Source organism: Ruania alba (assembly GCF_900105765.1).
Lineage (GTDB): Bacteria > Actinomycetota > Actinomycetes > Actinomycetales > Beutenbergiaceae > Ruania > Ruania alba.
On the sequence record NZ_FNTX01000002.1, the window covers coordinates 259,471 to 284,590 of the forward strand.

The following is a 25,120-nucleotide window of genomic DNA, read 5'->3' on the forward strand; positions in this document are numbered from 1 at the left end:
ATGGCCGGACGCTCCGTCGTTGTCCATGGGGAGGCCGGGACGGGCAAGACCCACCTGATCACCACAGCGCTGCGCGACGGCCTCCCCCCTGCCTGGACCCTCATCGACCTCACCGCCGGTACTGGCGGCACTGCGTCGTGGCAACGCCTGGTCGGCGAGGCAGGTGCGCGGGACGGCGTCGAGGCCGGGGCCGCGGCGCTGCAGGACTGGCTCATGTTGCCCCCCGCCGGCAGAGCACTGCTCCGGCTCGAGGACGCCCACCTGCTCGAGGACACCGTCCTGGCCGCTATCGCCCTCGTGACCCACCGAGCCGACGTCGCGGTCGTGGCCAGCCACAGCGCTCACCCGAGCGAGCTGACCGCGCTCACGGGTCTGCGGGACGCGGTCACCATCCGCGTCGCGCCGATGAACGCGACACAGACCGAGACAATGCTCACCGAGATGCTCGGCGGATTTCCCACCGCCGACGCGGTACACCGGCTGTGGTTGGCCTCGCGCGGCAACCCTTTCTACCTGAGCGAGCTGGTCCGTGACCATCAGCAGCGCGGCGATCTGTTCGCCCACGACGGCGTCTGGGTGTGGACCGGCATCCCGACGCTGACGGACCGGATGATCGAGGCGGCCTTCCACGACCTCGGCGCCCTGACGGAGGCCGAGCGCGATGCCGTCGAACGCGCCGCCGTGGCCGGCGTGATCACCGCAGCGACCGTGCCGCACGAGGTACGCCGGCGACTACTTCGCCGCGGGCTGCTGCGACCCGGGCCGACCGGCCCGGGGATGGGTGGCCAGTCGCACCTGGAGGTGACCCACCCGCTGCGCGCGGACGCCATCGCCGCCCAGGTCTCGACCACCCGCCGCCACGACCTCATCGCCGGCGGGCAGACCACACCGGTTCCGACCGGTCCGCAGGATCTTGTGCGATCCGTCTGCAGCAGGGTCAGGGCCGAGATCCCCGTCCCGCTGCCCGAGTTGCTGCGGGCGTGCCACCACGTGGTGCGGGCGGACGAGCCGCAGACCGCCGTCGAGCTGACCGGAGCGGTGCTGCAGCAGGGAATCGACCCGATCAGCACGATCAAACTCTTGACCGCGCGTGCCACAGCGCACCTGCGCCTGGGCGACATCGACGCCGCACTGTCCGATCTCGCGACGGCACGCTCCGCCATGATCCTGACCGACGAGTCCGGAGCAGAGGTCCTCGACGCCTACCTACCGGCCATCCGGCACGAGACGACAGTGCGGCACTTTCTCGCCACCGACCCCGAGGCGACCCTCAGCGTGCTCAGCTCGACAGCACGCTGGCTGCGCCCGACGGCGCAGGCGAACAGTCTGGTCGCGCAGGCGTTGACGAACGTCGAGTCGCTCCGGCTGGCGCACCTGGCGTGGGCGGGTCGGCATCCCGAGATGCTGGACGAGGCGTGGAGCCGGTTGCAGCACAGCCCCCACCCGGAGCAGGTGGTCCAGCTCGTCGGACCGGCGTCGATCGCCCTCGCCCTGGCCGGCCGTTCCGGGTCTGCCACGGCACTGTTCGAGCGATTCCTCCCTGTGGTCTCCAGCGACCGTGTGCTGCGGGGATGGGACCCAGGGTCGTTCACCCTGCTCAGGTTCTTCCTGCTCGTGCTCACCGGGGAGACGGACGCGGCCGAACGCACCGAACCGGTCGCCGGCACCGACGTCGACATGGTGGGGTGGCACCTGCGCCGCGGGACGGTGGCATCCGCCCGCGGTGACTGGGCCACCGCCCGGCGGGAGCTGCGAGCGGCGAACGTCCGGCTGCGGGTGCGCGACACCCTGGGAGTCGTGGCATACAGCCTTGCGCAGGAGGCGAAGGTGGCCGCAGCCTCGGGCGACGGCGTGGCGGCCCGAGCGCTGCTCAGCGAGCTGGCGACGACTCCCCGGCGCTGCTCCTACGTGACCGGCGCCTACCTGGACCTGCATGTCGTCGATGCCCTCATCTGGCTGCGGGACCCGAGCGTCACGGAGGTCACGGCGCGTCTGATGGAAGCCGCCGCACGCGACCACCAGCACGCCATCGAGCTCGAGGCGATGCACCGGCTGGTCGTGGTCGCCGGCCCGTCGGCTGCGCAGGCAGTGATCGGCGTACCACTCGCAGAACGGGTGGCGGCGCTCGCCGAGCATGTCGACGGACGCCGCAACGAGGCCGTGGTCGCCCATCTCAGGGCGATCCTCGGGAACCGAGCCCGCGCGGTCAGCGACACTGCCGAGCACCTCCGGGAGCTCGGCGTGATCCTCCCGGTCGTGGTCAAGCCCACCCGTCTGACCCGACGCGAGCGCGAGGTCGCGGCCCTCGCGGCCGGTGGCATGACCAGCAAGGCGATCGCGCAGCGACTGGTGCTGTCGGTCCGCACGGTCGACTCCCACCTCGCCGGCGCCTACCGGAAGCTCCGGGTCCACACGCGCGAGGGCCTCTCCGGAGCCCTGACGGCCGCCGACCGGTGACTGCGGAGCTTCACACCCCCGGGTCGTGCCCCACCCGCAACCACACGTGCCGCGGGATCAGCTCGGAGATCCCGTACAGCAGGTTCAGGTACAGGTCGATCATCTGCACCTGCTGCCGCCCGGAGACATGCAGCAGGATGTCTGGGCCCTCGATCGAGATCGACCGGCCGATAGCGTCCGGCTGCAGCAGCCGTTCCATCATCCGCGGGTGGATCACGTCGTACGGGTACTGCCCTTCCGGCCCCTTCACCCGCCACGCGTCGTTGAACGCGCTGGACTCGAACTCCACGTCCTGACCGCCGAAGAACTTCGCGATCGAGGTGCCCAGGTGCTCCGGACTCAGCTGCAACCACGGCAACGGTGCCGGCAGGTGCAGGGCGAGCACGTGGAAGTAATGGGTGCTGCGGTTCTTCCCTGATCCCGTGGAGTACTGATAGGTCATCGAGACCACGTTCTGGCCGTGGAACGTACCGGTCAGCACGTTCTCCGCCCTGCGGGAGTTGCCACGCCCGAACGGCGGGCTCTGCCAGCGGCCCACCATGTGCCGCCCCGACCGGCTGTAGTTCCACCCCCGGCCGGCCGCCCAGCGCATCAGGAACTCGCGGCGCTTCTTCGCGTTGCGCATCCCGACGACGATGATGACCACGACGATCCCGGGGATCAGGATCCATATGAGCACGGTGAACAGCGCCTCCCATGAGCCCTCGTCCATCTGCGCACTCCCCTCGCTCGTCGAACCGTCGCGGGCAGAGTAGCAACGCCGAGCCGCCCGAGCCGCGCCCGATGCAGGGCAGAACTCCCCTGGTCACAGCTCGCGCACGTAGCAGAGCATCCGGTAGTCCCGACCGGGTTCGATGTTCATGAAGCCGTGCCGTTCGTAGAAGCGACGGGTGTCGGCGTCGCTTGCCGCACGTACCTCACTCGTCACCTCAGCATCGGCGTGCTTCAGGCACCCCCCGGCGGGCCGATCCACAGCAGCACGCGGAAGACGGCCGCCACCAGGAGCATCGCCACCAGCGCGAACCGCACCGGGCGGCGCAGCACCGCGGCGAGCCCGCGCTCGATCGGCGTGCCGGCGCCACCGCCGAGCACCCGCCAGCGCTCCCCGACCAGGCCACGCCGCTGCACCCAGCGGCCGAACGGGATGGTGACGAACGGGGGGACGGCACTGAGCAGGCCGAGCACGGCGGTCCCTCGGCTCCATCGCTGGTCGATCGCCACCACCACGGTGGCCACGCAGTAGGCAAGGAAGACGAACCCGTGGATCGGCCCGGCGATCGTGACGCCCAGGTCCGTGGTGCGGGTGAGGTACTTCAGCGCCATCCCGATCAGCAGCAGCGCCCAGGTCACCGCCTCGGCGTCGGCGAGGATGCGGTGCAGGCGGCCGGGTCCGAGGGATCTCACCTCCCCATTCTCACCGATCCGCCGACCCAACCCCAGGACCTTCGACCCAGTCGTGAAGGAACGGCGGAGGACGGGCAGATCACGTGAAAGGTGCGCGCAGGTCCACCCGAGCCGGCTCGATTCACCCGTGGCCACTGACACCCTCGACGGGTGAGCAGCGAATCCACCGGTCCACAGCCACCTGCCCTGCCCGTCCCGACGGCGGAGGTCACCGTCGGCAGGAAGGCGACCTTCGCCGTCGGGCAATTGTTCCGGTTCGCCTGGATCGAGGTGCAGTGCTGCCTGTTCCCGATCGCGATCTTCGCCGGCCTCGCGCTCACCTCCGTGGTGGACCTGCCGATCCCCCGCTACGACGCCCTGCTGATCTATGCGCTCGCGCTCACCGGGATCTTCTACCTGCTCAAGCTGGAGACCGGCCGAGAAGTGGCCGTGATCGGTGCGTTCCACCTGATCGGGCTGGCCCTGGAGGTCTTCAAGGTCTCGATCGGTTCCTGGTCCTACCCCGATGACGGGGTGCTCCGGGTGGCCGGGGTGCCGCTGTACTCGGGATTCATGTACGCGGCGGTGGGGTCCTACATCTGCCAGGCGTTCCGCCGGTTCAATCTGCGGGTGAACCACTTCCCGGTGGTGCCGACCGTGCTGCTCGCCGCCGCGGCCTACCTGAACTTCTTCACCCACCACGTGACCGTGGACCTGCGTTGGGTGATCGCCGCCGGATTCGTGCTGGTGCTGTGGCGCTCGCGGGTGTCCTTCACGGTGGGCCCGCGGCGGTATCGGCTCCCGCTGAGCGTGAGCTTCGTACTGATCGGGTTCTTCCTCTGGGTGGCCGAGAACGCCGCCACGTTCCTGGGCGCGTGGGCCTACCCGAACCAGGCGCAGATCTGGGAGATGGTGCACGCCGGCAAGTGGGGATCGTGGGCACTGCTGGTGAGCCTGAGCTTCGTGCTGGTGGCGGCCGTGAAGATGCGCGAGGGCAGGTTCTACGGCGAACCCGAGGTGACGCCGTCGGTGCAGGCACGCTGAGCCCGGCCCGCGATGGCATGGGGTGCGTTGCCGTCGTGATCGTGCGCATGCGCGACGGAAACGCACCCCACAGGGTCACGCCGCGGGGCTCACCTCGATGAGCGTGTTCCACGGGTCCTCGAAGCGCAGTGTCCGGCCGTCGTGGCGACCCTGGATCCCGGCGTGCCGCAGCCGGTCCTGCAGCGCGACGATCTCGTCGATGGTGGGGACGTCGATGCTCACCTGTCCGAGCCCGAGCGAGGCGGCGCGCGGCCCGGCGCCGGCGGAGTTCCAGGTGTTCATCCCGATGTGGTGGTGGTAGCCGCCGGCAGCGATGAACAGGGCCTGCCGCCCGAAGGTCGCCATCACCTCGAAGCCGAGCGTGTCCACGTAGAAGGCCCGCGCCGTCGGGATGTCGCCCACCTGCAGGTGCACGTGCCCGATGACGGCGTCCGGTATCAGCGCCTGCTCGCCCACCGGGGCCGGAGTGGCCGGAGCGACGTGCTCGCGCACGAAGGCGTTCGGGTCCAGTGGAAGGGAGTCCATCTGCACGCCTCCGCCGGCGGTGCGGGTCCACTGCTCGCGGGGGCGATCCACGTACAGCTCCACGCCGTTGCCCTCGGGGTCGTCGAAGTAGAACGCCTCGGAGACCAGGTGGTCGGCCGATCCGGTGAAGCTGGTCGGAGCGTAGCCGGCCACGCTGACCAGCGCCTGAGCCAGGCTGGCCTGGTCGGCGAACAGGATGGCGGTGTGGAACAGGCCGGCGTCGCGGCGGGAGAAGGTCGGCAGGTCGCGCTCGGCGCGCATCCGCATGATCGGTGTACTGCCACGGCCGAGGACGGCGGTGGGCCCGGCGTGCTCGATCACGTCCAGGCCGATGCCGGTGGCGTAGTAGGCGATCATCGCGTCCAGGTCGCGCACGAGCAGATCCACCGTACCCATCGCGGTGTCCTGTGCCAGTCGGTCGGTCATTCTGCTCACCTCACATAGTTGATCCTTCAACTATCGCACAGAAGCTGCCGCTCGACAACCCCTCCCCCACGTCGAACGTCGATGTGGCGACTGCTATATCGCCACATCGACGTGCAATTCTGGGGACCACTGGTGGAGAAGCGTCACGGCCGTTCGCCGCCGTCGGCCCTGCGGTCCTGGCCGGTGAGGCCGCGCGCACTGAGCCGGAGGATGGGGCGGATGAGCGGCCGGTAGATCCGGCGCATCACCTGCCCCGAGAACCACGCGTGGCGCTCCTCCTGCCAGACCCGGGCACGGGGATGTTCGCGGGTGAGCACGTCGTAGGGATCCTCGCGGCGCGGACGGGACGCGTGCACCTCGATCCTCGCCAGGTGCTTGGTGCTGACGAATCCGTACTGGCTGGGACTGACCAGCCGCACGGGTGCGCCGTGCATCGGGGTCAGCGGCTTCTGATCGAGCCGGGTCGCGAGGAGGACATCGTCGGCGAGGGCATCCTCCAGCTGAACGACCGAGGCGAAGTCGTCGTACCCCCGAAAGCCCAGGTGCGTCGCCGGCGCAGTCAGTCGGGGCTCGATCACCGCGCGGTAGAAGGTGGCGAAGGGGACACCACCCCAGCACACTCCGGCCGCGGACCAGCCGGCGACACAGTGGAAGTCCTCGGTGCGCTCGACCTGCGACAGACCGTCCAGGTCCGTCAGCAGGACCGAGTGGTCGGCCACGACCGCACCAGTGATCGTGATCGCCGGCTCGGGCGGGATCGGCGGCGGCGGTTCGTGCAGGTGGGTGCCGAACCGGGGGAACCCACCGACGAGACGCTGGCCGGGTGGCAACTCGACCTCCCGGATGGGCCGTCCCTTCGGGGCTGGATCCGTCCCCGATCTCGATCTCATGACGAGACTCCCTCAGCGCTTCGCGTGGCGTTCAGGATCGCGACCACGCCAAGCCCGATCAGCAACCATCCCCCGGAGGCCGGCTGCATCACCGCCACCGGAACCCCGCCCGCGAGCAGTAGCCATCCGAGCTCGGGCGGGATTCGGCCGGTCGTGCGGACCAGCCGCCGGGCCAGCAGGCCCATCCCCGCCAGGCCCACACCACTGACCATGAACCACAGGGCCGATGAGCGGGAGTCGTCCTGGGGCGGCACCGAGTCCCAGACGCCGTCGCCGATGATGCCACGCCACTGCGGCAGCGCGTTGACGACGCCCAGCAGCAGGTGCAGGGCGGCAGTGGCCAGGGTGAGGTGCGGGATCCAGGCGTCGAGTCGTGAGCGGCGGCCACTGACGGGACGAGCGACGGTCGGTGAGGTCATGCACCCACTGTGCGTCCGCCGTCGGGCGCTGATATCGCCCTGAAGTCCCGACCACCTCATCCTGGAGGATGAAGTCAGCGGGGCCGGACCAGGCCCGTCTCGTAGGCCAGGACGACGGCCTGCACCCGGTCACGCAGCCGGAGCTTGCTGAGCACGTGCCCCACATGGGTCTTCACGGTCGCCTCCGAGAGGTGGATCCGCCGGGCGATCTCAGCATTGCTGTCCCCGGTGGCCAGCTCGAGCAGCATCTCGAGCTCACGCGGGGTGAGGCACTCACGGATCGCCGCAGCGCGGCCTGCACCCTCCGGCACCGAGGTCGCGACGTGCTCGATCAGCCGTCGCGTGGTCGAGGGCGCAACAACCCCGTGGCCGGCGTGCACCGTACGGATCGCCGCGACGACGTCCTCCGCGCGCGCATCCTTGAGCAGGAATCCGCTCGCCCCGGCGCGCAGCGCAGGAAAGGCGTACTCATCGAGGTCGAAGGTGGTCAGCGCGAGCACCCGCGTCCGGGGCTGCTCCTCGGCGATGATCTTCGTCGCCTCGATCCCGTCCAGGCGTGGCATCCGGATGTCCATCAGCACCACATCCACCCTGTGCCGGCGGACCAACGCGAGAGCGTCATGCCCGTCGGCCCCCTCACCCACCAGGGTCAGGTCCGGCTGGCTCTGCACCATCATCCGCAGCGCGGACCGCATCAGCTCCTGGTCGTCGACGACAAGGACCCGGATCTGATCGCCGGTCCCGGCTCCATCCTCATCCATCACGTCCTCCCCACGGCAGTCTCGCCCATACCCGCCACCCGTCCTCAGTGGGCCCGTACTCCAGCTCGCCCCCCACAGCGTCGACGCGTTCGCGCATCCCGGTGAGCCCACGCCCCGGTTCGGCCGGTTCGCTATGGACACCGTCATCGCTCACTTCGACGATGCACTGACCGCTGCTCGCCACCAGCCGCACCCGGGCAGAAGCTCCCGGCCCGGCATGGCGGGCGACGTTCGTCAGGGCCTCCTGCACCAACCGGTAGGCCGTGAGTGCGACAGTCGGTGACCCGCCAGCTGGCACGGAACCGGAGTACTCGACCGGCAGCCCGGCTTCCCGCACTCTCTCCACCAGGGCCGGAAGTTCATCGAGTCCGGGCTGGGAGCTCGTCGACGGCGTTTCGTCGCGCAGCACTCCGAGCAGCCCGCGCATCTCATCAAGCGCCTCACGGCCGGTACCGCTGATGGTGTCGAGGATCGCCGAGGCCTGCTCCGGGTGGCGGACCACTACCATCCGGCCGGCCTCGGCATGGCTGACCACGACGGCCAGCGAGTGGGCCACCACATCGTGCATCTCCCGGGCGATGCGCCGGCGTTCGTCCGCTGCCGCGCGGGCAGCCAGCTCGGCCACCCAGGCCGACCGCACGGCTCGGAACCGACCCAGCGCCCAGGCGGAGAGCGCTCCACCGAGGGCGGCAGTGATCAGCATGAGCTGGAAGACCCATTCGGTGACCCCGGGGAGCGTGTAGCCCCACACGCGCACGAGCATCACCAGGCAACCGGTCAGCCCGATCGCCAGCGCGATCTGCGGCCGCGGGCGGCGCGTGTGTGCGCTCGCCGCATAGAGCACCGCGAAGAAGCAGAAGCTGCTCGGAAGGAAGATCGGTACGTAGGCGCCACCGGCCGCCTCCGCCGTCGCCCCTCCCAGCTCGGGCGCGAGCGTCAGCACCAGCATCGCCAACGCGGCCACACCGTAGGCCGGCACCGGCCAGCGGCGCGCCGCTGCAACACTCAGGTGCAGAGCACTCAGGGTGGTGAACAGCAGCCCGGCCCAGACTGGTCCCATTCCTGCGTCCTGCACGGACGGCCAGGACATCGGGAGCAGGATGAGCGCCAACAGGGCCGCCAGGGCGATCTGCCCCACATCCGGGAGCCAGCGCGGCCCGGGCCCGGGGTCTGCCGGAACACCATCTGCGGACACGCACCTCAACGTACGCGGGATGTCACAGGCTCGGCCATCACGTGGTGTCCGCGTCGGTACCGGCGACCGCATAGCTCAGGGCGACGAGTTGGGAATCCTCCAACCGCCGGGCATCGAGCAGTGTGAGTTGCTGCTGCACGGCGGCGGAGAAGGTCGAGATGCCCGATCCGATGGCCCCCGGACCGATCAGGACGTGCAACTCGTCGACCAGGTCATGAGCAAGCAGGTTGTTCCACACGGTGACGCTGCCGAAGCAGATGATGTCTGGGCCCTCGCTCTCCTTCAGCTCGGCCACTCGGGCAGCCGCACCGTCGCGGCGTACCACCTCGGTGGTCGCACGCCATGGTTCGGTGCCCTCCGGGGTGATGCTGTCCGAGATGACGACCTTGTCCAGCGTGTTGTAGAGCCGGGAGATCTCCCGCTCCACCTCCGGTGCGTCCTGGTCGTCGGCCACTGACGGCCAGTACTGGCGGGCCCCGTGGAAGGTGGTGGCGCCGAACAGCATGGCGCCGGCGGTGCGCATCCGTTCCAGGTTGTAGCGGTCGAACCCCAGGTCGATCGGCATCACGAAGACATTGCCGCCTTCGCCGGCCGCGTAGCCGTCCAGGGTGGAGGTGACAGTGACGATGAGTTTCCTCATGATGTGCTCCTTGGATCGTGATGAGTATCCATCGTGCGGGTGGAACCTTCACCTCGAGGACGGAGCCGCTCTGTCGCCTTCGACATCTAGCAGAAGATACACGGATCGCTGTACCGTATGGAGATGTCCTCCGCCGCTGCCCCACTCGGCCTCGCCCAGTCCGAGTCCGTGGACGACGCCGTCCCGACCCTCACGCTCACCCACACCGCTGCGATCGCACGGCTCGGGTACGCACTCTCCGACCACACCCGCACCCGCATCCTGCTCGCGCTCCGCGAAGCCCCGGCCTGCCCGTCCGATCTGGCCGAGGCGTTGGGCGCGTCCCGTCAGGTGATGTCGAACCAGCTCACCTGCCTGCGTGGGTGCGGGCTGGTGGAGTCGGTGAAGGAGGGCCGCCGCACCTGGTACCGGCTCGCCGATGACCACCTCGCCACAGTGCTCACCGACCTGCTCGACCTGACCCTCGCCGTGGACCCGGACTGCTGCGGCCCGGAGTGCACCTGCTCATGACGTCCCTCCCGCTGGCCCCTCGCCCTCTCGACGCCACCCGTCGCTCCATCCTGCAACGCCGGGTCCGCTGGATCGTGACCGCCACCATCACCTACAACGTGATCGAGGCGATCGTGGCGATCACCGCCGGCCGGATCGCCTCCTCGGCAGCACTGGTCGGCTTCGGCCTGGACTCCACCGTGGAGGTGCTCTCCGCAGCGGCGGTGGCGTGGCAGTTCCGCGCCCCGGACCCCGAGGCCCGCGAGCGCATCGCGCTGCGCGTGATCGCGTTCTCCTTCTTCGGCCTTGCCCTGTTCGTCACGGTCGATGCGGTGCGCACCCTGCTCGGCGCGGCCGAGCCGGAGCACTCCACGGTCGGGATCGTGCTCGCCGCGGTGAGCCTGGTCGTGATGCCGTTCCTCTCCTGGTTCGAACGCCGCACCGGGCGCGAGCTCGGCTCGGCCTCGGCCGTGGCCGACTCCAAGCAGACGCTGCTGTGCACCTACCTCTCCGCCGTGCTGCTGGTGGGGCTGGTGCTGAACTCCACGCTGGGCTGGACCTGGGCCGACCCGCTGGCTGCCCTCATCATTGCCGGGGTGGCGGTGAAGGAAGGGATCGAGGCCTGGCGCGGGGACGCCTGCTGCCACGTGCCGCCAGGTGCAGCCTCGGCGAGCACCACTGAGCCGGGCTGCACGGACGGGTGCTGCAGCTCGGACTGAGACCACACGGTCACCGAACCGCTCAGGTCACGGCGGCCCCGACCGTCCGGCAGACTGACCCCCGATGACTTCTCTGGACGCCCCCCTGGCCGTTCTCGGGCTCGGCGCCGCCGGCAGTTCCGCCCTGTGGCGCGCCGCGGCGCGCGGCGTGGACGTGGTCGGCTTCGAGCAGCACACACCCGGCCATCCGCACGGTTCCTCGCACGGGCACAGTCGCTTGTTCCGCACGGCGCTGGTGGAGGGGCCGCAGTACGTCGGCCTCGCCCGGCACGCCCAGCGACTCTGGCGTGAGCTTGAGCAGGCGAGCGGCTCCGAGCTGCTGACCCTGTGCGGCGGAGTCTTCCTCGGACCGGAGAACGGCCGGCTGCTCCCGCCGATCCTGGAGACGATCCAGGCCCACGACCTCCCGCACGAGCGCCTCACCACCACGCAGATCCGCTCCACCTACCCTCAGCACACCATCGATGAGGGCACGATCGGTGTGCTCGATCCCGGCACCGGGGTGGTGCGCGCGGAGGCGGGCATCCAGGCAGCGGTGCGGGCCGCCGTCGGGCTCGGTGCCCAGGTGCGCACGGGCGAACGGATCCTGGCCGTGGAGCCCGGCGAGCACGGGGTCGAGGTGCGCAGCACCGGCCCCGACGGCGAACGCACCTGGCAGTTCGGCCGGGTGATCATAGCCGCCGGGGCGTGGACGCCCGCGCTGCTGCCCGAGCTGACCGTGCCGATGCAGCCCCGCCGCACCCTGCTCACCTGGTTCGGTACACCGGATGCCGACCGGTTCGGCCCGGACCGGTTCGGAGTGTTCCTGCACGAGGCGGACGGGTACCTGGCCTGGGGCGCACCCGCGCTGGAGGGGCACGGGGTGAAGGTGGGCCTGCACGACCTGCCGGTGCCCGATGTGGCGGATCCGAGCGGGAACCCGCTCGAGGTGGATCCGGCCGAGTGGGCCGAGGTGGCCCGCTGGGTGGCCCGGCGCCTGCCCGAGCTGGACGCCCAGGACGTGCGCGCCGAGGGCTGCATGTACACCGGGACCCCGGACGAGGCGTTCAGCATCGGAATCCCCGCCGCCTATCCCGGCGTGGTGCTGGCCGCCGCCTGCTCCGGGCACGGGTTCAAGCACGCAACGGCGGTCGGGGACGTGGCCGCGGCTCTCGCCCTGGACGAAGAGCCACCGGTGGACCTGGCGCCGTTCTCCCCGGACCGGTTCGGCTGAGCGGACCACACGTGGGGTGCGTTCTGGTCGTGATCGAGCGCTGCTGCGACGTCAACGCACCCCACAGAGCACGACGGCGTAGCGCCAGTCGATCTGCAGGCTCACCTCGGCGCCCGGGTCAGGGAGGTCGCCGGTCATCACGGCGGTCACCTCACCCCATCCGGGTACGTCCACCCGTGCGGTGGGTCGGCCGCGGCTGAACCCGGTGGCCCGTACCGTGCCCGCGACCCCCTGGGGCGCGAGGGTGAGAGCGTCGGGTCCGAGCGCGACCGTCTGCCCCTCGTGCTCGACCACTCGGTAGCCGAGGAAGCGGGCCACATCGGCATCGTCGGGTGCCCTCCACAGCTCGGCCGGGGTGCCGACCTGCACCAACTGCGCCTGGCGCATCACCGCCACCCGGTCCGCCACGGCGAACGCCTCGTCGTGGTCGTGCGTCACGTAGAGCGCGGTGGTGTGGGTTTCGGTGAGGATGCGGCGCAGCTCGGCCGCGAGGCTCTCCCGCAGTTCCCGGTCCAGGGCGGAGAGTGGTTCGTCCAGGAGCAGCAGCCGGGGCCGTGGCGCCAGGGCGCGGGCCAGCGCCACGCGCTGCTGCTCCCCGCCGGAGAGTGACGCGACGGGTCGGCTGCCGAACCCCGCCAGACCCACCAGATCGAGCAGCGCGGCCACCCGGTCCGCCCGGCGGGTCCGTGACGCCCGCGCCATCCGCAGCCCGAACTCGACGTTCCCGGCCACGTCCCGGTGCGGGAAGAGCTGACCGTCCTGGAACATCAGCCCGAAGCCGCGGCGGTGCACCGGCACGCCGGCGAGCTCCGCGCCGTCCCACTGCACCGAGCCCGCCGTCAGCGCCTCCAGACCCGCCACGGCACGCAGCAGGGAGGACTTCCCGCAGCCGGACGGGCCGAGCACGGCGACCACCTCACCGGCGGACACGTGCAGGTCGACGCCGGCGACCGCCGTCGTGATCCCGTAGGTGACCTCGGCGGCGGTGATCTCCAGTCCGGACACCTCAGCTCCCCTCATCAGACTCCCGCACCTAGTGTGGTGCCATGCGTGCAACCGGTGCTCCCGTGCATCTCGGCGTCTGCATCCTGCCCGAACGACCGTGGGGCGAGGCCGCGCCGCTGTGGCGCCGCGTCGAGGAGCTCGGTGCGGCGCACGCCTGGGTGTACGACCACCTGGTCTGGGGCGGCCTGCCGGACGCCTCCTGGCACGCCACCATGCCGACACTGGCGGCCGCGGCCGGCGTGACCGAGCGGATCGAGTTGGGCACCTTCGTGGCGTCGCCGAACTTCCGTCATCCGCTGCTGCTGGCCAAGGACATGGTCACCCTGGACGACATCTCCGGCGGCCGGATGCTGCTCGGGATCGGCGCCGGCGGCGACCTGGACTCTGGTGTCCTCGGCGACACCTGGACCCGGGCTGAGCGGACCCGCCGGTTCGGCGAGCTGGTGCCGCTGCTGGACCGGTTGCTTACCGAGGACCATGTGGATCATCGCGGTGAGTTCTTCGCCGTGGCAGATGCTCGCCTGCTGCCTGGGTGCGTGCAGCGCCCCCGGGTGCCCTTCGTGATCGCCGCGAACGGGCCACGTGCGATGCGGCTGGCCGCCACCTACGGTCAGGGGTGGATCACCACCGGGCCTCAACAGGGGCCGGCACCCGCAGCACCCAGCGACGCCGCCGGCCGGGACGCCCAGGTGGAGCAGTGGTGGCGCGGGGTGGCCGAACTGGCCGCCCGGATGGACCGGCTCGAGGCCGAGCACCGCAGTTCCGAAGAGCCGCTGCGGCGGTACCTGTCGGTGGACGCGGCGGGACCGGCGGCACTGTCCAGCGTGACCTTCGCCGAGGACCAGCTCGGCCGCGCCGCCGAGGCCGGGTTCACCGACGTGGTGGTGCACTGGCCCCGCTCCGAACCTCCGTACCAGGGGTCGGTGGCGGTGCTGGAGCACCTGCTCCGCTGACCTCCTACAGCTCACCGGCCCGCTCCCCCCGCAGCCGTTCCGCTAGCCCCATCACCGAGGCGGTGAGCAGCGCCAGCAGCACCGAGGCTGCGAGCGCCATCCCGTAGTTTTCCGCACCAGGCCGCCCGATCAGGCGGAAGATGACCACCGGCAGGGTGGGCCGATCCGGGCGGGCGAGGAACGCCGTCGCCCCGAACTCCCCGAGCGAGACGGCGAAGGCGAACCCGATCGCCAGGCCCACCGAGCGGATCAGGAACGGCAGGTCCACGGCAGCCAGCACCCGGACCGGGGACGCACCGAGCACCGCGGCGGCCTCGCGCAATCGAGGGTCGATCGCGCGCAGCACCGGCAGCACGGTCCGCACCACCAGCGGCATCGCCACGATCGCCTGTGCGATCGGGATCAGCACCGGGGATGAGCGCAGGTCCAGCGGCGGGGTGTCCAGAGTGATCAGGAACCCGAATCCCACGGTCACCGCGGACACCCCGAGCGGCAGCATCACCAGGCCGTCCATCCAGCCGATCGCGCGGCGGGCGGCCGGGTGCCGGGGCCGGCGGGAGAGCACCAGCGCCACCAGGACGCCCATCACCACGGCCAGCACGGTGGCATCGACGGCGATCCGCAGCGAGTTCGCGGCCGCCTCCCACACGGTCACGGTGAGCGCGTTGTCCCCGCCGGTGGTGCCGAGGGCCACATAGTTGCCCACGCCCCAACCCGACGGCGTCCGCAGCGACCTGATCAGCAGGGTCCCCATGGGCAGCAGCACCAGCAGGCCCACCACGACGGCGGTCGCTGCGGTGGGCAGCAAGTCGGGCCCGGGCCGGTGGTGCTGCCACAGCCGGAGCGGCACCGGCCGGGTGCTGGCCGATTGCAGCCGGAGGGCCCGTTCGCGGCCGGCCCGGGCGCGGGAGAACACCGCCAGGGACCCGGCCACCACCACCAACTGCATCACCGAGAGCACGGCGGCGGCGCGCAGGTCGAGGAACTGGGTGGTCTGGATCCAGATCTCAGTCTCGATGGTGCCGAACTGCACGCCGCCGAGCACCAGCACCACCCCGAAGGCGGTGGCGCAGAACAGGAAGACCACGGAGGCGGCCGAGGCGATCGCGGGTGTCAGCGCTGGGAGGGTCACACTGAGGAAGGCGCGTACCGGGGAGGCACCGAGCGCTCGAGCGGCCTGCTCGGTGCGCGGGTCGAGCCGCTCCCACAACCCGCCGACCGTGCGGACCACGACGGCGTAGTTGAAGAAGATCAAGGCGAGCACGATCGCGGCGAATGTGCCGTCCAGGCTGAGGAAGCCGAGCGGGCCGGAGTCAGCGAGCAGGGTCCGGAATGCCACGCCCACCACGACGGTCGGCAGCACGAACGGGACCGTGACCACGGCGCGTACGAGACGCTGCCCGGGGAAGGACCGGCGGTAGAGGATGTAAGCGCCGGGGATGCCAAGCAGCACGGCACCGGCAATGCCGAGCACGGCCTGGGTGAGGGTGAGCCGGATGATCCGCCAGGTGCGAGGGCGGGAGAACACCTCCGCGAAGCCGCCGAGATCGATCATCCCGTCGGTGACGAAGCCGCGGGCGATCAGGGAGGCCACCGGGTAGCCGAAGAAGACGCCGAGGAAGACGAGCGGTACCGCTGCGGCCAGCCCCCAGACCAGCCCCCGCACCCCTCGCGCCACCCCACCCCCACCGGCCGAGCGCAACCTTGTGCGGCGTTCCGGGCGCGAAGACCGCACAACATTGCGTTCGGCAGTGGGGGGCTGGCTCACCCGATGACCGCCGCCGTCCATGCCTGGATCCACTCGTCGCGGCGGGCGTCGATGTCGGCCGGGTCCACCTCGTGCGGATCATCGGCGAGCGGCGCGAACTGGGTCCACGACTCCGGCAGCTCCACCTGGTCGTTCACCGGGTAGACGTACATCTGCTCCGGGATATCGGCCTGCACCTCGTCGGAGAGCAGGAAGTCGATGAAGGCCTGCCCGCCCTCGGGGTTCGCGGCACCGGCGATCACCCCGGCGTACTCGACCTGCCGGAAGCAGGTGTTCAGCAGCGCCCCGGTGGGCGCCTCGGTCTCCCCCTCGCCCACCTCGAACGCCGGAGAGGTCGAGTAGGAGAGCACGATCGGCCGGTCCCCCTCGCCCGCGGAGCCGGAGAAGTCCACTGAGTAGGCGTCCGACCAGCCGTCCACCACCTTCAGTCCGTTGTCGGCGAGCCCTTCCCAGTACTCCAGCCAACCGTCTTCGCCGAACGCACCGACCGTGGCGAGCAGGAAGGCCAGGCCGGGGGACGACGTCGCCGGGTTGGTCACCACCAGCAGGTCCTCGTACTGCGGATCGAGCAGGTCCTCGAAGTTCTCCGGCTCGTCAATCCCGGCCTCGGCAAACCACTCGTGGTCCACGTTCAGGCACACGTCGCCGATGTCGATCGGGGTGAGCGCGTCAGAGCCCTCGATCACGTACTGCTCGGCGCTCGCCGGGAGGGCCGGGGAGGCGTAGGAGGCGAACACTCCTTCGTCGAGTGCCCGGCTGGCGAAGGAGTTGTCCACGCCGTAGGCGACGTCGCCCAGCGGGGAGTCGGCGGTGAGGATGAGCTGGTTCACCAGGGCGCCGCCGTCACCCGGTGCACTGAGTTCGACGGTGTAGCCGGAGTCGGCCTCGAACGCGGCGATCAGCTCCTCGGAGACGTGGAACGAGTCGTGGGTGACCACCTGCACCACACCCGACCCTGCGCCGTCGGGCCCTTCCGAACCGGATTGCGAGCCGCCCTCGGAGCCGGTCCCAATCACTGAGCACCCGGCCAGGGCGAGCGCCGCAAGCGCCCCCACCCCCGCGCCGAGCGCAACTTTGTGCGGCGATTTCACGCTATTCCGCCGCACCAGGTTGCGCTCGGCGAGCTTGAAAACTGCCATGTCCATGTCCTCCTTGTAGGTAAGGAGGGGTAGAGAGAGAAAACTCGACTTCCTTCGCCGGTGCTAACCGGTGCAGGTTCGAGGGTCTGCGGCGGACCGCACTCTCAGCGCCTCGGGCGCTCCCCTGTCGTGTGCGATCACGGTACACCGCCGAGCCGGGAACGATGAGCAGCGCGCAATCCGCACGAGCCACTGCGCGCGAAACGGTTCCCTCACCGCATTCCCGTGCTAACTTATCGTTCATCGTTATTAACGATCATCAATAAGGAGTAGTCATGAACGACACGCCACCGGCCGTGAGTCGGGCGGACCGGATCGTGCTCATCGTGGTGGCCGCCGGTGCCGCTCTCATCGCACTGGCGGCTCTCGTGGGCCTGGCTGTCGGGACGATCGAGACCACCACGGCCACGGCCCTGGAGATCGACGGTCTCGAGCTCGCGAACCCGAGCTCACCGGAGTTCCTCGCCACGGCCGGCCAGGTGTCCGAGGCGCGGTACCAGGACGTCACCCTCACCCTCACCGACCCCCCGGCGGCGGTACGCGCCTTCACCTGGGCCGCCCGTCTGTGCGCTGCCCTGGTGACTGCTGGTGTGGCCGGATCGGTGGCCTGGCTCGCCTGGCGCACCGCCTCGGGGCGCCCATTCGTACGGTCGGCACGCGTCGCCGTCACGGTGGCTGCGATCGTGATGATCAGGGGCGGGCTCTTCGGAGACCTGTTCTCCGGACTGGCGCGTGCGGAGACGGTCACCCTGCTCGACGCGGACCGGAGCGGGACCGAGGAAGGCTTCCTACTGACAATTTTCGAGTCCGATTTCGCTTCCGTGGGCTGGGGGCTCACGCTCGCCGTGATCGCGACCGTGCTGATGCTCGGTGAGCGCATGCAGAAGGACACAGAGGGCTTGGTATGACCCCGCGACGAGCCGACGACGACGCCTCCACCCTGATCCACTGCCGGCTCGGCGAGCTCCTCGCCGAACGTGGCATGACACTGACCCACCTCAGCGAGCAGGTGGGCGTCAGCCTGGTGAACCTCTCCGTGCTCAAGAACGACCGGGCCAAGGCCATCCGGTTCAGCACTCTCGCGGCCATCTGCGACGCCCTCGAGTGCGACGTCGGCGATCTCCTCACCCGATCTGAACAACCCGCGCGGCCTGAGTAGCCCGCGACAGTCGCGGGCCCATTACGCTGGACGCGCAGCACTGATCCTCAAGGAGTCGCGCATGAACATCCAGAAGCTGGTCACCACGGTGGCTGCCGTCGCGGCAGGCATTGCCGCCAACAAGCTGCTCACCGCCGGCTGGAAGGCCGTGACCGGTCACGAGCCGCCCACCGGTGACGCCGACGACGGCGAGATCAGCCTGGGTGAGCTGGTGGTGTTCGCCGCGGTGAGCGGTGCCGTGGTGACGTTCGCGCGCACCTTCGCCACCCGTGGGGCGAAGAAGTGGCTGGACAGCGGGGACATCCCCAAGGACTGACCCGCTGCGTGGTCAGGACTCCTCACGCGAGCGCGCGGCCTCCAGGTCCTCGGTGAGTTCGTCGGCGACGAGCAGGTCGGATCGGATCTTTCCCGTCCGGTAGCCGGCGCGGCCCACCATGTGCGCCGCCACCGGTGCGGTGAGCATCTGGAAGATCACCACGAGCAGCACCTTCGGTGTGATCTGACTGGACCCCAGCCCCACGGCGAGTCCTGCCATCATCAACATCAGCCCGAGCACCTGGGGCTTGGTGGCGGCATGCATCCGCGCCAGCAGGTCCGGGAACCGGGCGATCCCGATCGCGGCAACGAGCGTGAGCGCTGATCCGGCGATCATGCAGACGGCGGCGATCACCTGGGCGACGGTCATGGCTCTCCCCTCCCGTCCTCGCCCTTCTCGGACTCCACCGCCATGCGCTCGCGTTCCCGGGCGTCTGCCTCGGCCACCTCGGACGGGGTGAGGATGCGCCGCTCCTCCTCCGGCTCAGCGGCCGCGAACCGGGCGAGCGTGACCGACCCGACGAAGCCGACCAGCGCGAGCACGGTGAGCACCAGCACCAAATCTTCGCGGCCGAACCACAGCGACACCAAGGCAATGCTGCCGATCAGCACGGCGACCAGCACATCGAGGGCGACCACCCTGTCGAGCATGCTGGGACCACGCTCCACGCGGCCCACCACGATGAGGGCAGCGGCGGTGAGCAGCACACCGCAGATCACCATCACGATCGGGCTCATGAGTCGCTCCTCGCGTTGAGATGGTGCCGCTTCCAGGGGCGCGGCCGGATACCGGCCGCGGCGATGTCAGCATCCGTGGCGAGCGCATGCATCACCCGCTTCTCCTGCTCGAGGACGTCACGCCGCGCCTTCTCCAGCGAGCCCTCCTTGGTTACATCGAGCACGTGCAGGTAGAGGATGCCGGTCAGGCGGTGCGCCTCCACCACGAGCGAACCCGGGATCAGTGAGGTGAGCTCCCCCGTCAATGTGAGCACTAGGTCGGACTCGGATCGCAGCTGTACCCGGATCACGGCCCCGCGCGGGGTGCTGTGCCACCGCAACGCTTGGACCGCCACGGAGATGGAGGCTCGCGCGATGTCCCACAGCAGCTGGGCCAGCAGGATCACTGCGCCGATCAACGACCACCGGCCGTCGAAACCGACCTTCGGCATCGGGAATACCCGCAGCAGCAGGAAGCTCACCACCAGCCCGGTGCATACGTTCGCCACGGTCAGGTCGCCCCACAGCATCACCCAGACGATGGTCATCCAGATGGCCATCGGCCATCGGCGCAGCCAGTCCCACCGGTAGGAGCTCTTCGCCTTCATCGCTCACCTCCGGAGGGTTCGTCACTCTCGGTAGGCCGCGGGTCGGCCGTCTCAGTGCCGGAGGGTTCCTCGGCCGGGTTCGTGGCGTCCTCGGCAGCCCCGGAGTCCTCGGACTGGGACGACTCCCCTTCGCCACGTTCGCCGTCCACGATCACCGCGTCCACGTACGGGGTGCGGGCGCGCAGATCGCGCGATGCGGCGTCGGTGTAGGCGTACAGCGGCCCGCCCACGAAGGCGATCAGCACCCCGAGCGCTACCAGCGCGGCGGCCGGGCCGATCATGGTGCGCGGCACTGTCGCTGTGGGCAGCTCCTCCGGGGCGCGCTGCCAGAAGGCCTTGTTCCACGCCTTCACCACGGCGTAGAGGGTGAGCAGGGAGGTGGCCAGTCCAGCAACGACGCCCGCCACGGCCAGACCGCTCCCGTCCGCGAGACCGGCCAGCAGGAGCCCGAGCTTGCCGAGGAACCCGGACATCGGGGGGATGCCCGCGAGGTTCATCGCCGAGACGAAGAACAGCACGCCGAGCACCGGAGCGAGCTTCGCCAACGAACCGAGTCGTTCCAGCGAGGTACTCCCCCCGCGACGCTCGATGAGCCCGGCTACCAGGAAGAGGGCCGTCTGCACGGTGATGTGGTGCGCCACGTAGAAAATCGCTGCCGAGAGTCCCACGTCACTGGCCAGTGAGATGCCGAAGATCATGTAGCCGATGTGGCTGACCAGGGTGAACGAGAGCAGACGTTTGATGTCCTCCTGCGCCACGGCACCGGCGATCCCCACGAGCATAGTGAGCACTGCCAGCACCATCAGCACGGTGTCCAGGCTGCCGTCGGTGAAAAGCAGCGTCTGGGCACGGATGATCGCGTACACACCCACCTTGGTGAGCAGACCGGCGAACACCGCCGTCACCGGGGCCGGGGCAGTCGGATAGGAGTCCGGCAACCACGCAGAGAGCGGGAAGATGGCGGCCTTGATGGCAAACCCCATCAGCAGCATGATCTGCAGCACGATCCGCAGCCCGGCATCGATATCGACGATCCGCTCGGAGAGCTGGGCAAAGTTCAGGGTGCCGGTGGCCGCATAGATCAGCGCGATCGAGATGAGGAACAGGATCGAGGAGAGCAGGGAGACGATCACGTAGATCGAGCCAGCACGAATCCGTTCACCCGTTCCACCGAGGGTGAGCAGCACGAAGCTCGCCGCGAGCAGTACCTCGAACCCGACGTACAGGTTGAACAGGTCACCGGAGAGGAACGCGGTGGCCACGCCGGCAGCGAGCACGAGATACGTCGGGTGGTAGATCGCCACCGGGGCGCCTTCGTTCCCGTCAGCGAGGCCCTGGGCGAGGGAGTAGGCGAGCACCGCGAGCAGCACCACCGCGGAGACGACCAGCATCAAAGCAGAGAGCCGGTCGGCCACCAGGGCGATCCCCACCGGCGCCGCCCATCCGCCGACGTTCACCACCTGCGGGCCCTGGGTGTGAGTGACGAAGATGAGGGCCACAGACACGGCGAGCACCGCCGTCAGGGCGATCATCGAGATGATGCCCTGGGCGCGGGTGCGCTTGGAGAGCGCGAGCGCGAGCCCGGCCGAGACCAGGGGGATGATCACCGGGAGCGAGACGAGCCACGTCATCGACGCTCACCCCCGGGAGCCTGGTCATCCACCTCGTGGTCGTCGGCCGAGAGCTGCGCGCCGTGGTGCGGCTCGTCCAGACCCTCCTCCTCGGTCTCGTCCCGCGCCTCAGCGGCCTCGGTGGCGAGATCGGTCCCGAGGTCGTCGGCACGTGCGTCCACCTCGTCTCGTGCGGAGCGCTGCGCGATCCTGCGGTCCTCGAGGTCGTCCTGCACCTCGTCATGGCCGTGCAACTGCCAAGAGCGGTAGGCCATGGCGAGCACGAACGCCGTCAGGCCCAGGTTGATCACGATCGCGGTGAGCACCATCGCCTGCGGGAGCGGGTCGCTCATCTGCTCCGGCTCGGTGGTACCCACCAGCGGAGGACCGCCGGCCGCTCCACCGGCGATCAGGAACAGCACGTTCACGCCGTTGCTGATCAGCGTCACGCCGATCACCACCCGGGAGAGGCTGCGCTCGAGCAGCAGATACACGCCGGTGCCGACCAGCACCCCGACCACTCCGACCAGGGCCAGGGACGGGCTCATGTCGATAGTCATCGCCGCCCCTCCCCGCTCGGCAGGCTCGGTACGGGTTCGGCATCGTCGGCCGTGGTGCGCGGCGAGTCGTGCGCCACGTCCGGTACCGCGGTTCCGGATGCCTCACCCTGCCGGTCGATCTCGGACCCGAGCGAGCGCAGGATGTCCAGCATCAGCCCGACCACCACGAGGAACACCCCGATGTCGAAGAACAGCGAGGTGACCAGGTGCATCTCGCCGAAGATGCCGAGCTGGGCGTCGATCTTCACCGACTGCAGCACCGTGCCACCGAAGAACAGCGGCACGGCGCCCACACCGGCGGAGAGGAACAACCCGGAACCAAGGAGTGCACCGGGCAGGATCGGGGCGGCCTCACCGAGCTCGTAGCGCCCGCCGGCGAGGTAGCGCACAGTGAGCGCCACGCCCACCACCATCCCTGCCACGAATCCGCCGCCGGGGGCGTTGTGCCCGGAGAAGAGCAGGAAGACGGCGAACACGAGCATGGTGTGGAACAGCAGCCGGGTGGCCACCTCGAGGATCACCGAGCGGCGGTTCGTGGACAGGGAGCCGCCGGCGGAGAGCCAGGTGCGGGCCCGGCGAGCGTGACCGGTGGTCGCGATCGAGGGGCCCAACCGGGTGGCCGGGTCCGGCAGGTGGCTGGGCCAGATCGCGTCGGCATCGGAGCGGCGATCGCGAATTCGATGCACCCGCCCCGAGCGGGAACGCAGGAACACCAACGAGGCCACGCCGGTGGCCGCCACCAGCAGCACAGCGATCTCACCCATGGTGTCCCAGGCGCGGATGTCGACGAGGGTGACGTTGACGATGTTGCGCCCATACCCGTACTCGTACGCCTCGTCCGGGAACAGCATCGCGATCGGGTCCGCGGTCCGGGCGTGCGGGATGATCAACGCGAGCGCCATCACCATGACAGCCACGGAGGCTGCGAGCGCGGCGCGCCACCAGCGGCTGCCTTTGAGCGGCCGGTTGGAGAAGTAGGCGGGCAGTCGGCGCAGCACCAGGATGAAGACCACCAGGGCGATGGTCTCCACCAGCGCCTGGGTCAGCGCCAGGTCCGGCGCGCCATGCAGCGCGAACAGCACCACCACGCCGTACCCGGTGATCCCGAGGAGCACCACGGCCTTGAGCCGGCGCCGCGCCCGCGCGGTGAGGATGGCCCCGATCGCGATCACCCCGGCCGCGAGGAGCTGCACCGGGGTGTCGAACGCGCGCACCTCGCCCACCTCGGCACCGGAGTCGATCAGCGCGAACGTCACCGCGCCGACGGTGACAAGCAGGATGACGGCCAAGTACACCGGCAACGAACCACGCTGCGTGAAGGAAGTGATCGCCACCGCACCCCGATCCAGCCGGCGCATCGTGGTGCGATAGGCACGGTCGGAGTCGGGGCCGAGGATCACCGACTCCTGCACCCGCTCCACCAGGGTGCGCCCCACGAAGAGGGCGACTCCGGTCACGATCACCACGACCGTGAGCAGCAGCGGCAGACCGAATCCGCCCCAGAGGGTGAGGTGGCCGGCCTCCCCGGCCGGATAGGTCGCGGCGTATCGCCCGAGCAGCGACTCCCCCAGGGAAGGCACCAGCCCGGCGGCCAGGCCGGCCACGGCGAGCACCATCCCGGGCACGAACAGCCCGGGGGCCTCCCGGCCCACGGAGGTGTCCACCTGCCCGCGCTTACGGGCGAAGGCGCCCCACAGGAACCGCATCCCGTAGGCGAAGGTCAGCACGGACCCGACCACCACGACGGCGAGCAGTGCACTCTCGTACGGGCCGCCGTCGTGGGTGAGTGCCTCCAGGGCGGCCTCCTTGCCCACGTACCCGGCGAAGGGCGGGAGGCCCACCATGGAGAAGGTGGCGAGGAATCCGGGGATGGCAGCCCAGCGCAGGTGGCGGCCGAGGCCGGAGAGCTGGCGCAGGTCACGGGTACCGGCGGCGGCGTCGATCACGCCGACGGTCAGGAACAGGGCTGCCTTGAACATGGCGTGCGCGCCGATGAGGGCGAGCCCGGCGAGGGCGACAGCACGGTTCGCCTGCCCCACCAACAGCACGAGGAACCCGAGTTGGCTGACGGTGCCGAAGGCGAGCAGCAGCTTCAGGTCGTGCTGCTTCAGGGAGCGGTAGCCGCCCACGATCATGGTGGCCGACCCGGCCAGCAGGATGATCCAGCGCCAGGCCTCCACCTCGGCGAACCCGGGGGCGAGCCGGGCCACCAGGTACACCCCGGCCTTCACCATCGCGGCGGCGTGCAGGTAGGCGCTCACCGGGGTGGGGGCGGCCATCGCCCCCGGCAGCCAGAAGTGGAAAGGCACCAGAGCGGACTTGGTGAGCGCCCCGACCAGCACGCAGACGATGGCCACGGTGGCGGCGGTCCCCTCGGGCGGGGCAGTCACGAGCGCGGCGAGGGAGAAGGAGCCCTCCTCGATCACCCCGAGCACCAGGAATCCGGCGAACATGACCAGGCCGCCGAACGTCGTCACCACGATGGCCTGCATCCCGGAGCGGCGGGCGCCCTTGCGGTCAAAGTAGTGCCCGATGAGCAAGTAGGAGAAGACCGTGGTCAGTTCCCAGAAGACATACAGCACGAGTGTGTTGTCGCAGGTGACCAAGCCGAGCATGGCGCCGGCGAAGGCGATGAAGGTGCCGGCGAACCGGCCCAGGAACTTGGCACCGGAGGAGAAATACCAGGCGCAGTAGATCAGCACGAGTGCGCCGACGCCGCCGACCAGGAGCACCATCAGCCAGGCGAGCACGTCGAGCCGGAAGGTCAGGTGCATGCCCACCGATGCGACCCAGGAGACGGCCTCGGTGGGTCCGGATCCGCTGAGCACTGCGCTGGTCTGGGTGAGCGCCCACACCGCCGCCGACCCGGGGACCAGGGCCAGCGGGAGGAACATCTTCCGGCCGAAGCGCGCGACCGCTGCGGGGGCAACCAGAGCCGCAACAAGGTGTACGGCGATCAGCTGCAGCACGTCGGCTCCTGGTCAGTCGGCGTGGTCAGGGGTCAGGTGGTGCTTCGGGTGTGCGGTTGTGGGTGTGCGGCAGCACCGGCCCGATCGCCGGCGCGGACAACGCGGTGCCGCGATTCTATCAATCGGCCCAGGCGCCGCCGAGGCCGGCGTCGATCG

Annotated in this window: 27 protein-coding genes and 1 riboswitch; of the genes, 9 read left to right on the forward strand and 18 right to left on the reverse strand. The window is 70.0% G+C overall.

Annotation, left to right across the window (positions count from 1 at the left end):
- Positions 1-2,457 carry a LuxR C-terminal-related transcriptional regulator gene (locus tag BLU77_RS11700; RefSeq protein WP_139177748.1) on the forward strand — a complete coding sequence of 819 codons (2,457 nt, stop codon included), beginning with the start codon at positions 1-3 and terminating at the stop codon, positions 2,455-2,457.
- A gap of 10 nt (positions 2,458-2,467) precedes the next feature.
- Here BLU77_RS11700 and BLU77_RS11705 read toward each other — a convergent pair whose 3' ends face one another.
- The 3 genes from BLU77_RS11705 to BLU77_RS11715 form a co-directional block, all read right to left on the reverse strand.
- The gene (locus tag BLU77_RS11705) at positions 2,468-3,169 is read right to left on the reverse strand and encodes a type III secretion system chaperone family protein (RefSeq protein ID WP_089773337.1); all 702 of its coding nucleotides are present in this window, start codon (positions 3,167-3,169) and stop codon (positions 2,468-2,470) included.
- A gap of 93 nt (positions 3,170-3,262) precedes the next feature.
- A complete protein-coding gene (locus BLU77_RS11710) occupies positions 3,263-3,385 on the reverse strand; it encodes a hypothetical protein (RefSeq protein WP_425441223.1) in 123 nt (40 codons plus the stop codon).
- 17 nt (positions 3,386-3,402) lie between these two features.
- Positions 3,403-3,861 carry a DUF3817 domain-containing protein gene (locus BLU77_RS11715; RefSeq protein ID WP_089775687.1) on the reverse strand — a complete coding sequence of 153 codons (459 nt, stop codon included), beginning with the start codon at positions 3,859-3,861 and terminating at the stop codon, positions 3,403-3,405.
- A gap of 150 nt (positions 3,862-4,011) precedes the next feature.
- Here BLU77_RS11715 and BLU77_RS11720 point away from each other — a divergent pair, with 150 nt between their 5' ends.
- The gene (locus BLU77_RS11720; RefSeq protein WP_245708829.1) at positions 4,012-4,884 is read left to right on the forward strand and encodes a DUF817 domain-containing protein; all 873 of its coding nucleotides are present in this window, start codon (positions 4,012-4,014) and stop codon (positions 4,882-4,884) included.
- A gap of 75 nt (positions 4,885-4,959) precedes the next feature.
- Here BLU77_RS11720 and BLU77_RS11725 read toward each other — a convergent pair whose 3' ends face one another.
- From BLU77_RS11725 to BLU77_RS11750, 6 genes are all read right to left on the reverse strand, one after another.
- On the reverse strand, positions 4,960-5,835 hold the full coding sequence (locus BLU77_RS11725) for a VOC family protein (RefSeq protein ID WP_089773338.1): 876 nt from the start codon (positions 5,833-5,835) through the stop codon (positions 4,960-4,962).
- Positions 5,836-5,978: 143 nt separating this feature from the next.
- Positions 5,979-6,725: a molybdopterin-dependent oxidoreductase gene (locus tag BLU77_RS11730; RefSeq protein WP_089773339.1), complete on the reverse strand. Its 747-nt coding sequence runs from the start codon at positions 6,723-6,725 to the stop codon at positions 5,979-5,981.
- Positions 6,722-7,144, reverse strand: coding sequence for a DUF6463 family protein (locus BLU77_RS11735; RefSeq protein WP_089773340.1), 423 nt, complete (start codon positions 7,142-7,144; stop codon positions 6,722-6,724). The genes BLU77_RS11730 and BLU77_RS11735 overlap by 4 nt, the downstream gene beginning before the upstream one ends.
- A gap of 74 nt (positions 7,145-7,218) precedes the next feature.
- Positions 7,219-7,905, reverse strand: coding sequence for a response regulator transcription factor (locus tag BLU77_RS11740; RefSeq protein ID WP_089773341.1), 687 nt, complete (start codon positions 7,903-7,905; stop codon positions 7,219-7,221).
- A complete protein-coding gene (locus tag BLU77_RS11745; RefSeq protein WP_217632432.1) occupies positions 7,898-9,100 on the reverse strand; it encodes a sensor histidine kinase in 1,203 nt (400 codons plus the stop codon). Before BLU77_RS11745 ends, BLU77_RS11740 begins: the two co-directional genes overlap by 8 nt.
- Positions 9,101-9,137: 37 nt before the next feature.
- Entirely contained in the window at positions 9,138-9,740 is a 603-nt protein-coding gene (locus BLU77_RS11750) for a dihydrofolate reductase family protein (protein ID WP_089773343.1), read from the reverse strand.
- 123 nt (positions 9,741-9,863) lie between these two features.
- On the opposite strand from BLU77_RS11750, the gene BLU77_RS11755 reads away from it, so the two are divergent.
- From BLU77_RS11755 to solA, 3 genes are all read left to right on the forward strand, one after another.
- Positions 9,864-10,250, forward strand: coding sequence for an ArsR/SmtB family transcription factor (locus BLU77_RS11755; RefSeq protein ID WP_089775692.1), 387 nt, complete (start codon positions 9,864-9,866; stop codon positions 10,248-10,250).
- Positions 10,247-10,948, forward strand: a complete 702-nt coding sequence (locus BLU77_RS11760; protein ID WP_089775693.1) for a cation diffusion facilitator family transporter — start codon at positions 10,247-10,249, stop codon at positions 10,946-10,948. The genes BLU77_RS11755 and BLU77_RS11760 overlap by 4 nt, the downstream gene beginning before the upstream one ends.
- Positions 10,949-11,012: 64 nt before the next feature.
- Complete coding sequence (gene solA, locus BLU77_RS11765) at positions 11,013-12,161, forward strand: N-methyl-L-tryptophan oxidase (protein WP_089773344.1); 1,149 nt, start codon at positions 11,013-11,015, stop codon at positions 12,159-12,161.
- Positions 12,162-12,212: 51 nt separating this feature from the next.
- On the opposite strand, the gene BLU77_RS11770 is transcribed toward solA, so the two are convergent.
- The gene (locus tag BLU77_RS11770) at positions 12,213-13,181 is read right to left on the reverse strand and encodes an ABC transporter ATP-binding protein (RefSeq protein ID WP_089773345.1); all 969 of its coding nucleotides are present in this window, start codon (positions 13,179-13,181) and stop codon (positions 12,213-12,215) included.
- A 26-nt stretch (positions 13,182-13,207) separates the two neighbouring features.
- Between BLU77_RS11770 and BLU77_RS11775 the strand changes: the two genes are divergently transcribed.
- Positions 13,208-14,119 (forward strand): LLM class flavin-dependent oxidoreductase, encoded by a 912-nt coding sequence (locus BLU77_RS11775; RefSeq protein ID WP_245708830.1) that lies wholly within the window; start codon positions 13,208-13,210, stop codon positions 14,117-14,119.
- A gap of 4 nt (positions 14,120-14,123) precedes the next feature.
- Here the strand turns inward: BLU77_RS11775 and BLU77_RS11780 are convergent, their stop codons facing one another.
- Together BLU77_RS11780 and BLU77_RS11785 are read right to left on the reverse strand one after the other, a co-directional pair.
- Positions 14,124-15,908, reverse strand: a complete 1,785-nt coding sequence (locus BLU77_RS11780; RefSeq protein ID WP_089773346.1) for an ABC transporter permease — start codon at positions 15,906-15,908, stop codon at positions 14,124-14,126.
- Entirely contained in the window at positions 15,884-17,026 is a 1,143-nt protein-coding gene (locus BLU77_RS11785; RefSeq protein ID WP_089775695.1) for a thiamine ABC transporter substrate-binding protein, read from the reverse strand. The genes BLU77_RS11780 and BLU77_RS11785 overlap by 25 nt, the downstream gene beginning before the upstream one ends.
- A gap of 32 nt (positions 17,027-17,058) precedes the next feature.
- Positions 17,059-17,162, reverse strand: a riboswitch (TPP riboswitch).
- A 139-nt stretch (positions 17,163-17,301) separates the two neighbouring features.
- Here BLU77_RS11785 and BLU77_RS11790 point away from each other — a divergent pair.
- From BLU77_RS11790 to BLU77_RS11800, 3 genes are all read left to right on the forward strand, one after another.
- Complete coding sequence (locus tag BLU77_RS11790; RefSeq protein ID WP_089773347.1) at positions 17,302-17,934, forward strand: hypothetical protein; 633 nt, start codon at positions 17,302-17,304, stop codon at positions 17,932-17,934.
- Complete coding sequence (locus BLU77_RS11795) at positions 17,931-18,185, forward strand: helix-turn-helix domain-containing protein (RefSeq protein ID WP_089773348.1); 255 nt, start codon at positions 17,931-17,933, stop codon at positions 18,183-18,185. Before BLU77_RS11790 ends, BLU77_RS11795 begins: the two co-directional genes overlap by 4 nt.
- A gap of 61 nt (positions 18,186-18,246) precedes the next feature.
- Positions 18,247-18,501 (forward strand): DUF4235 domain-containing protein, encoded by a 255-nt coding sequence (locus BLU77_RS11800; protein ID WP_089773349.1) that lies wholly within the window; start codon positions 18,247-18,249, stop codon positions 18,499-18,501.
- Positions 18,502-18,513: 12 nt separating this feature from the next.
- Here the strand turns inward: BLU77_RS11800 and mnhG are convergent, their stop codons facing one another.
- The 6 genes from mnhG to BLU77_RS11830 are packed head-to-tail and all read right to left on the reverse strand — an operon-like array spanning position 18,514 to position 24,964.
- Entirely contained in the window at positions 18,514-18,870 is a 357-nt protein-coding gene (mnhG, locus tag BLU77_RS11805; protein WP_089773350.1) for a monovalent cation/H(+) antiporter subunit G, read from the reverse strand.
- Complete coding sequence (locus BLU77_RS11810; protein WP_089773351.1) at positions 18,867-19,238, reverse strand: MrpF/PhaF family protein; 372 nt, start codon at positions 19,236-19,238, stop codon at positions 18,867-18,869. The genes mnhG and BLU77_RS11810 overlap by 4 nt, the downstream gene beginning before the upstream one ends.
- Complete coding sequence (locus BLU77_RS11815) at positions 19,235-19,825, reverse strand: Na+/H+ antiporter subunit E (protein WP_089773352.1); 591 nt, start codon at positions 19,823-19,825, stop codon at positions 19,235-19,237. Before BLU77_RS11815 ends, BLU77_RS11810 begins: the two co-directional genes overlap by 4 nt.
- Positions 19,822-21,456: a Na+/H+ antiporter subunit D gene (locus BLU77_RS11820; protein ID WP_089773353.1), complete on the reverse strand. Its 1,635-nt coding sequence runs from the start codon at positions 21,454-21,456 to the stop codon at positions 19,822-19,824. Before BLU77_RS11820 ends, BLU77_RS11815 begins: the two co-directional genes overlap by 4 nt.
- Positions 21,453-21,995, reverse strand: a complete 543-nt coding sequence (locus tag BLU77_RS11825) for a Na(+)/H(+) antiporter subunit C (RefSeq protein WP_342741466.1) — start codon at positions 21,993-21,995, stop codon at positions 21,453-21,455. The genes BLU77_RS11820 and BLU77_RS11825 overlap by 4 nt, the downstream gene beginning before the upstream one ends.
- Entirely contained in the window at positions 21,992-24,964 is a 2,973-nt protein-coding gene (locus BLU77_RS11830) for a Na+/H+ antiporter subunit A (RefSeq protein ID WP_089773354.1), read from the reverse strand. Before BLU77_RS11830 ends, BLU77_RS11825 begins: the two co-directional genes overlap by 4 nt.
- Positions 24,965-25,120: the final 156 nt, after the last annotated feature.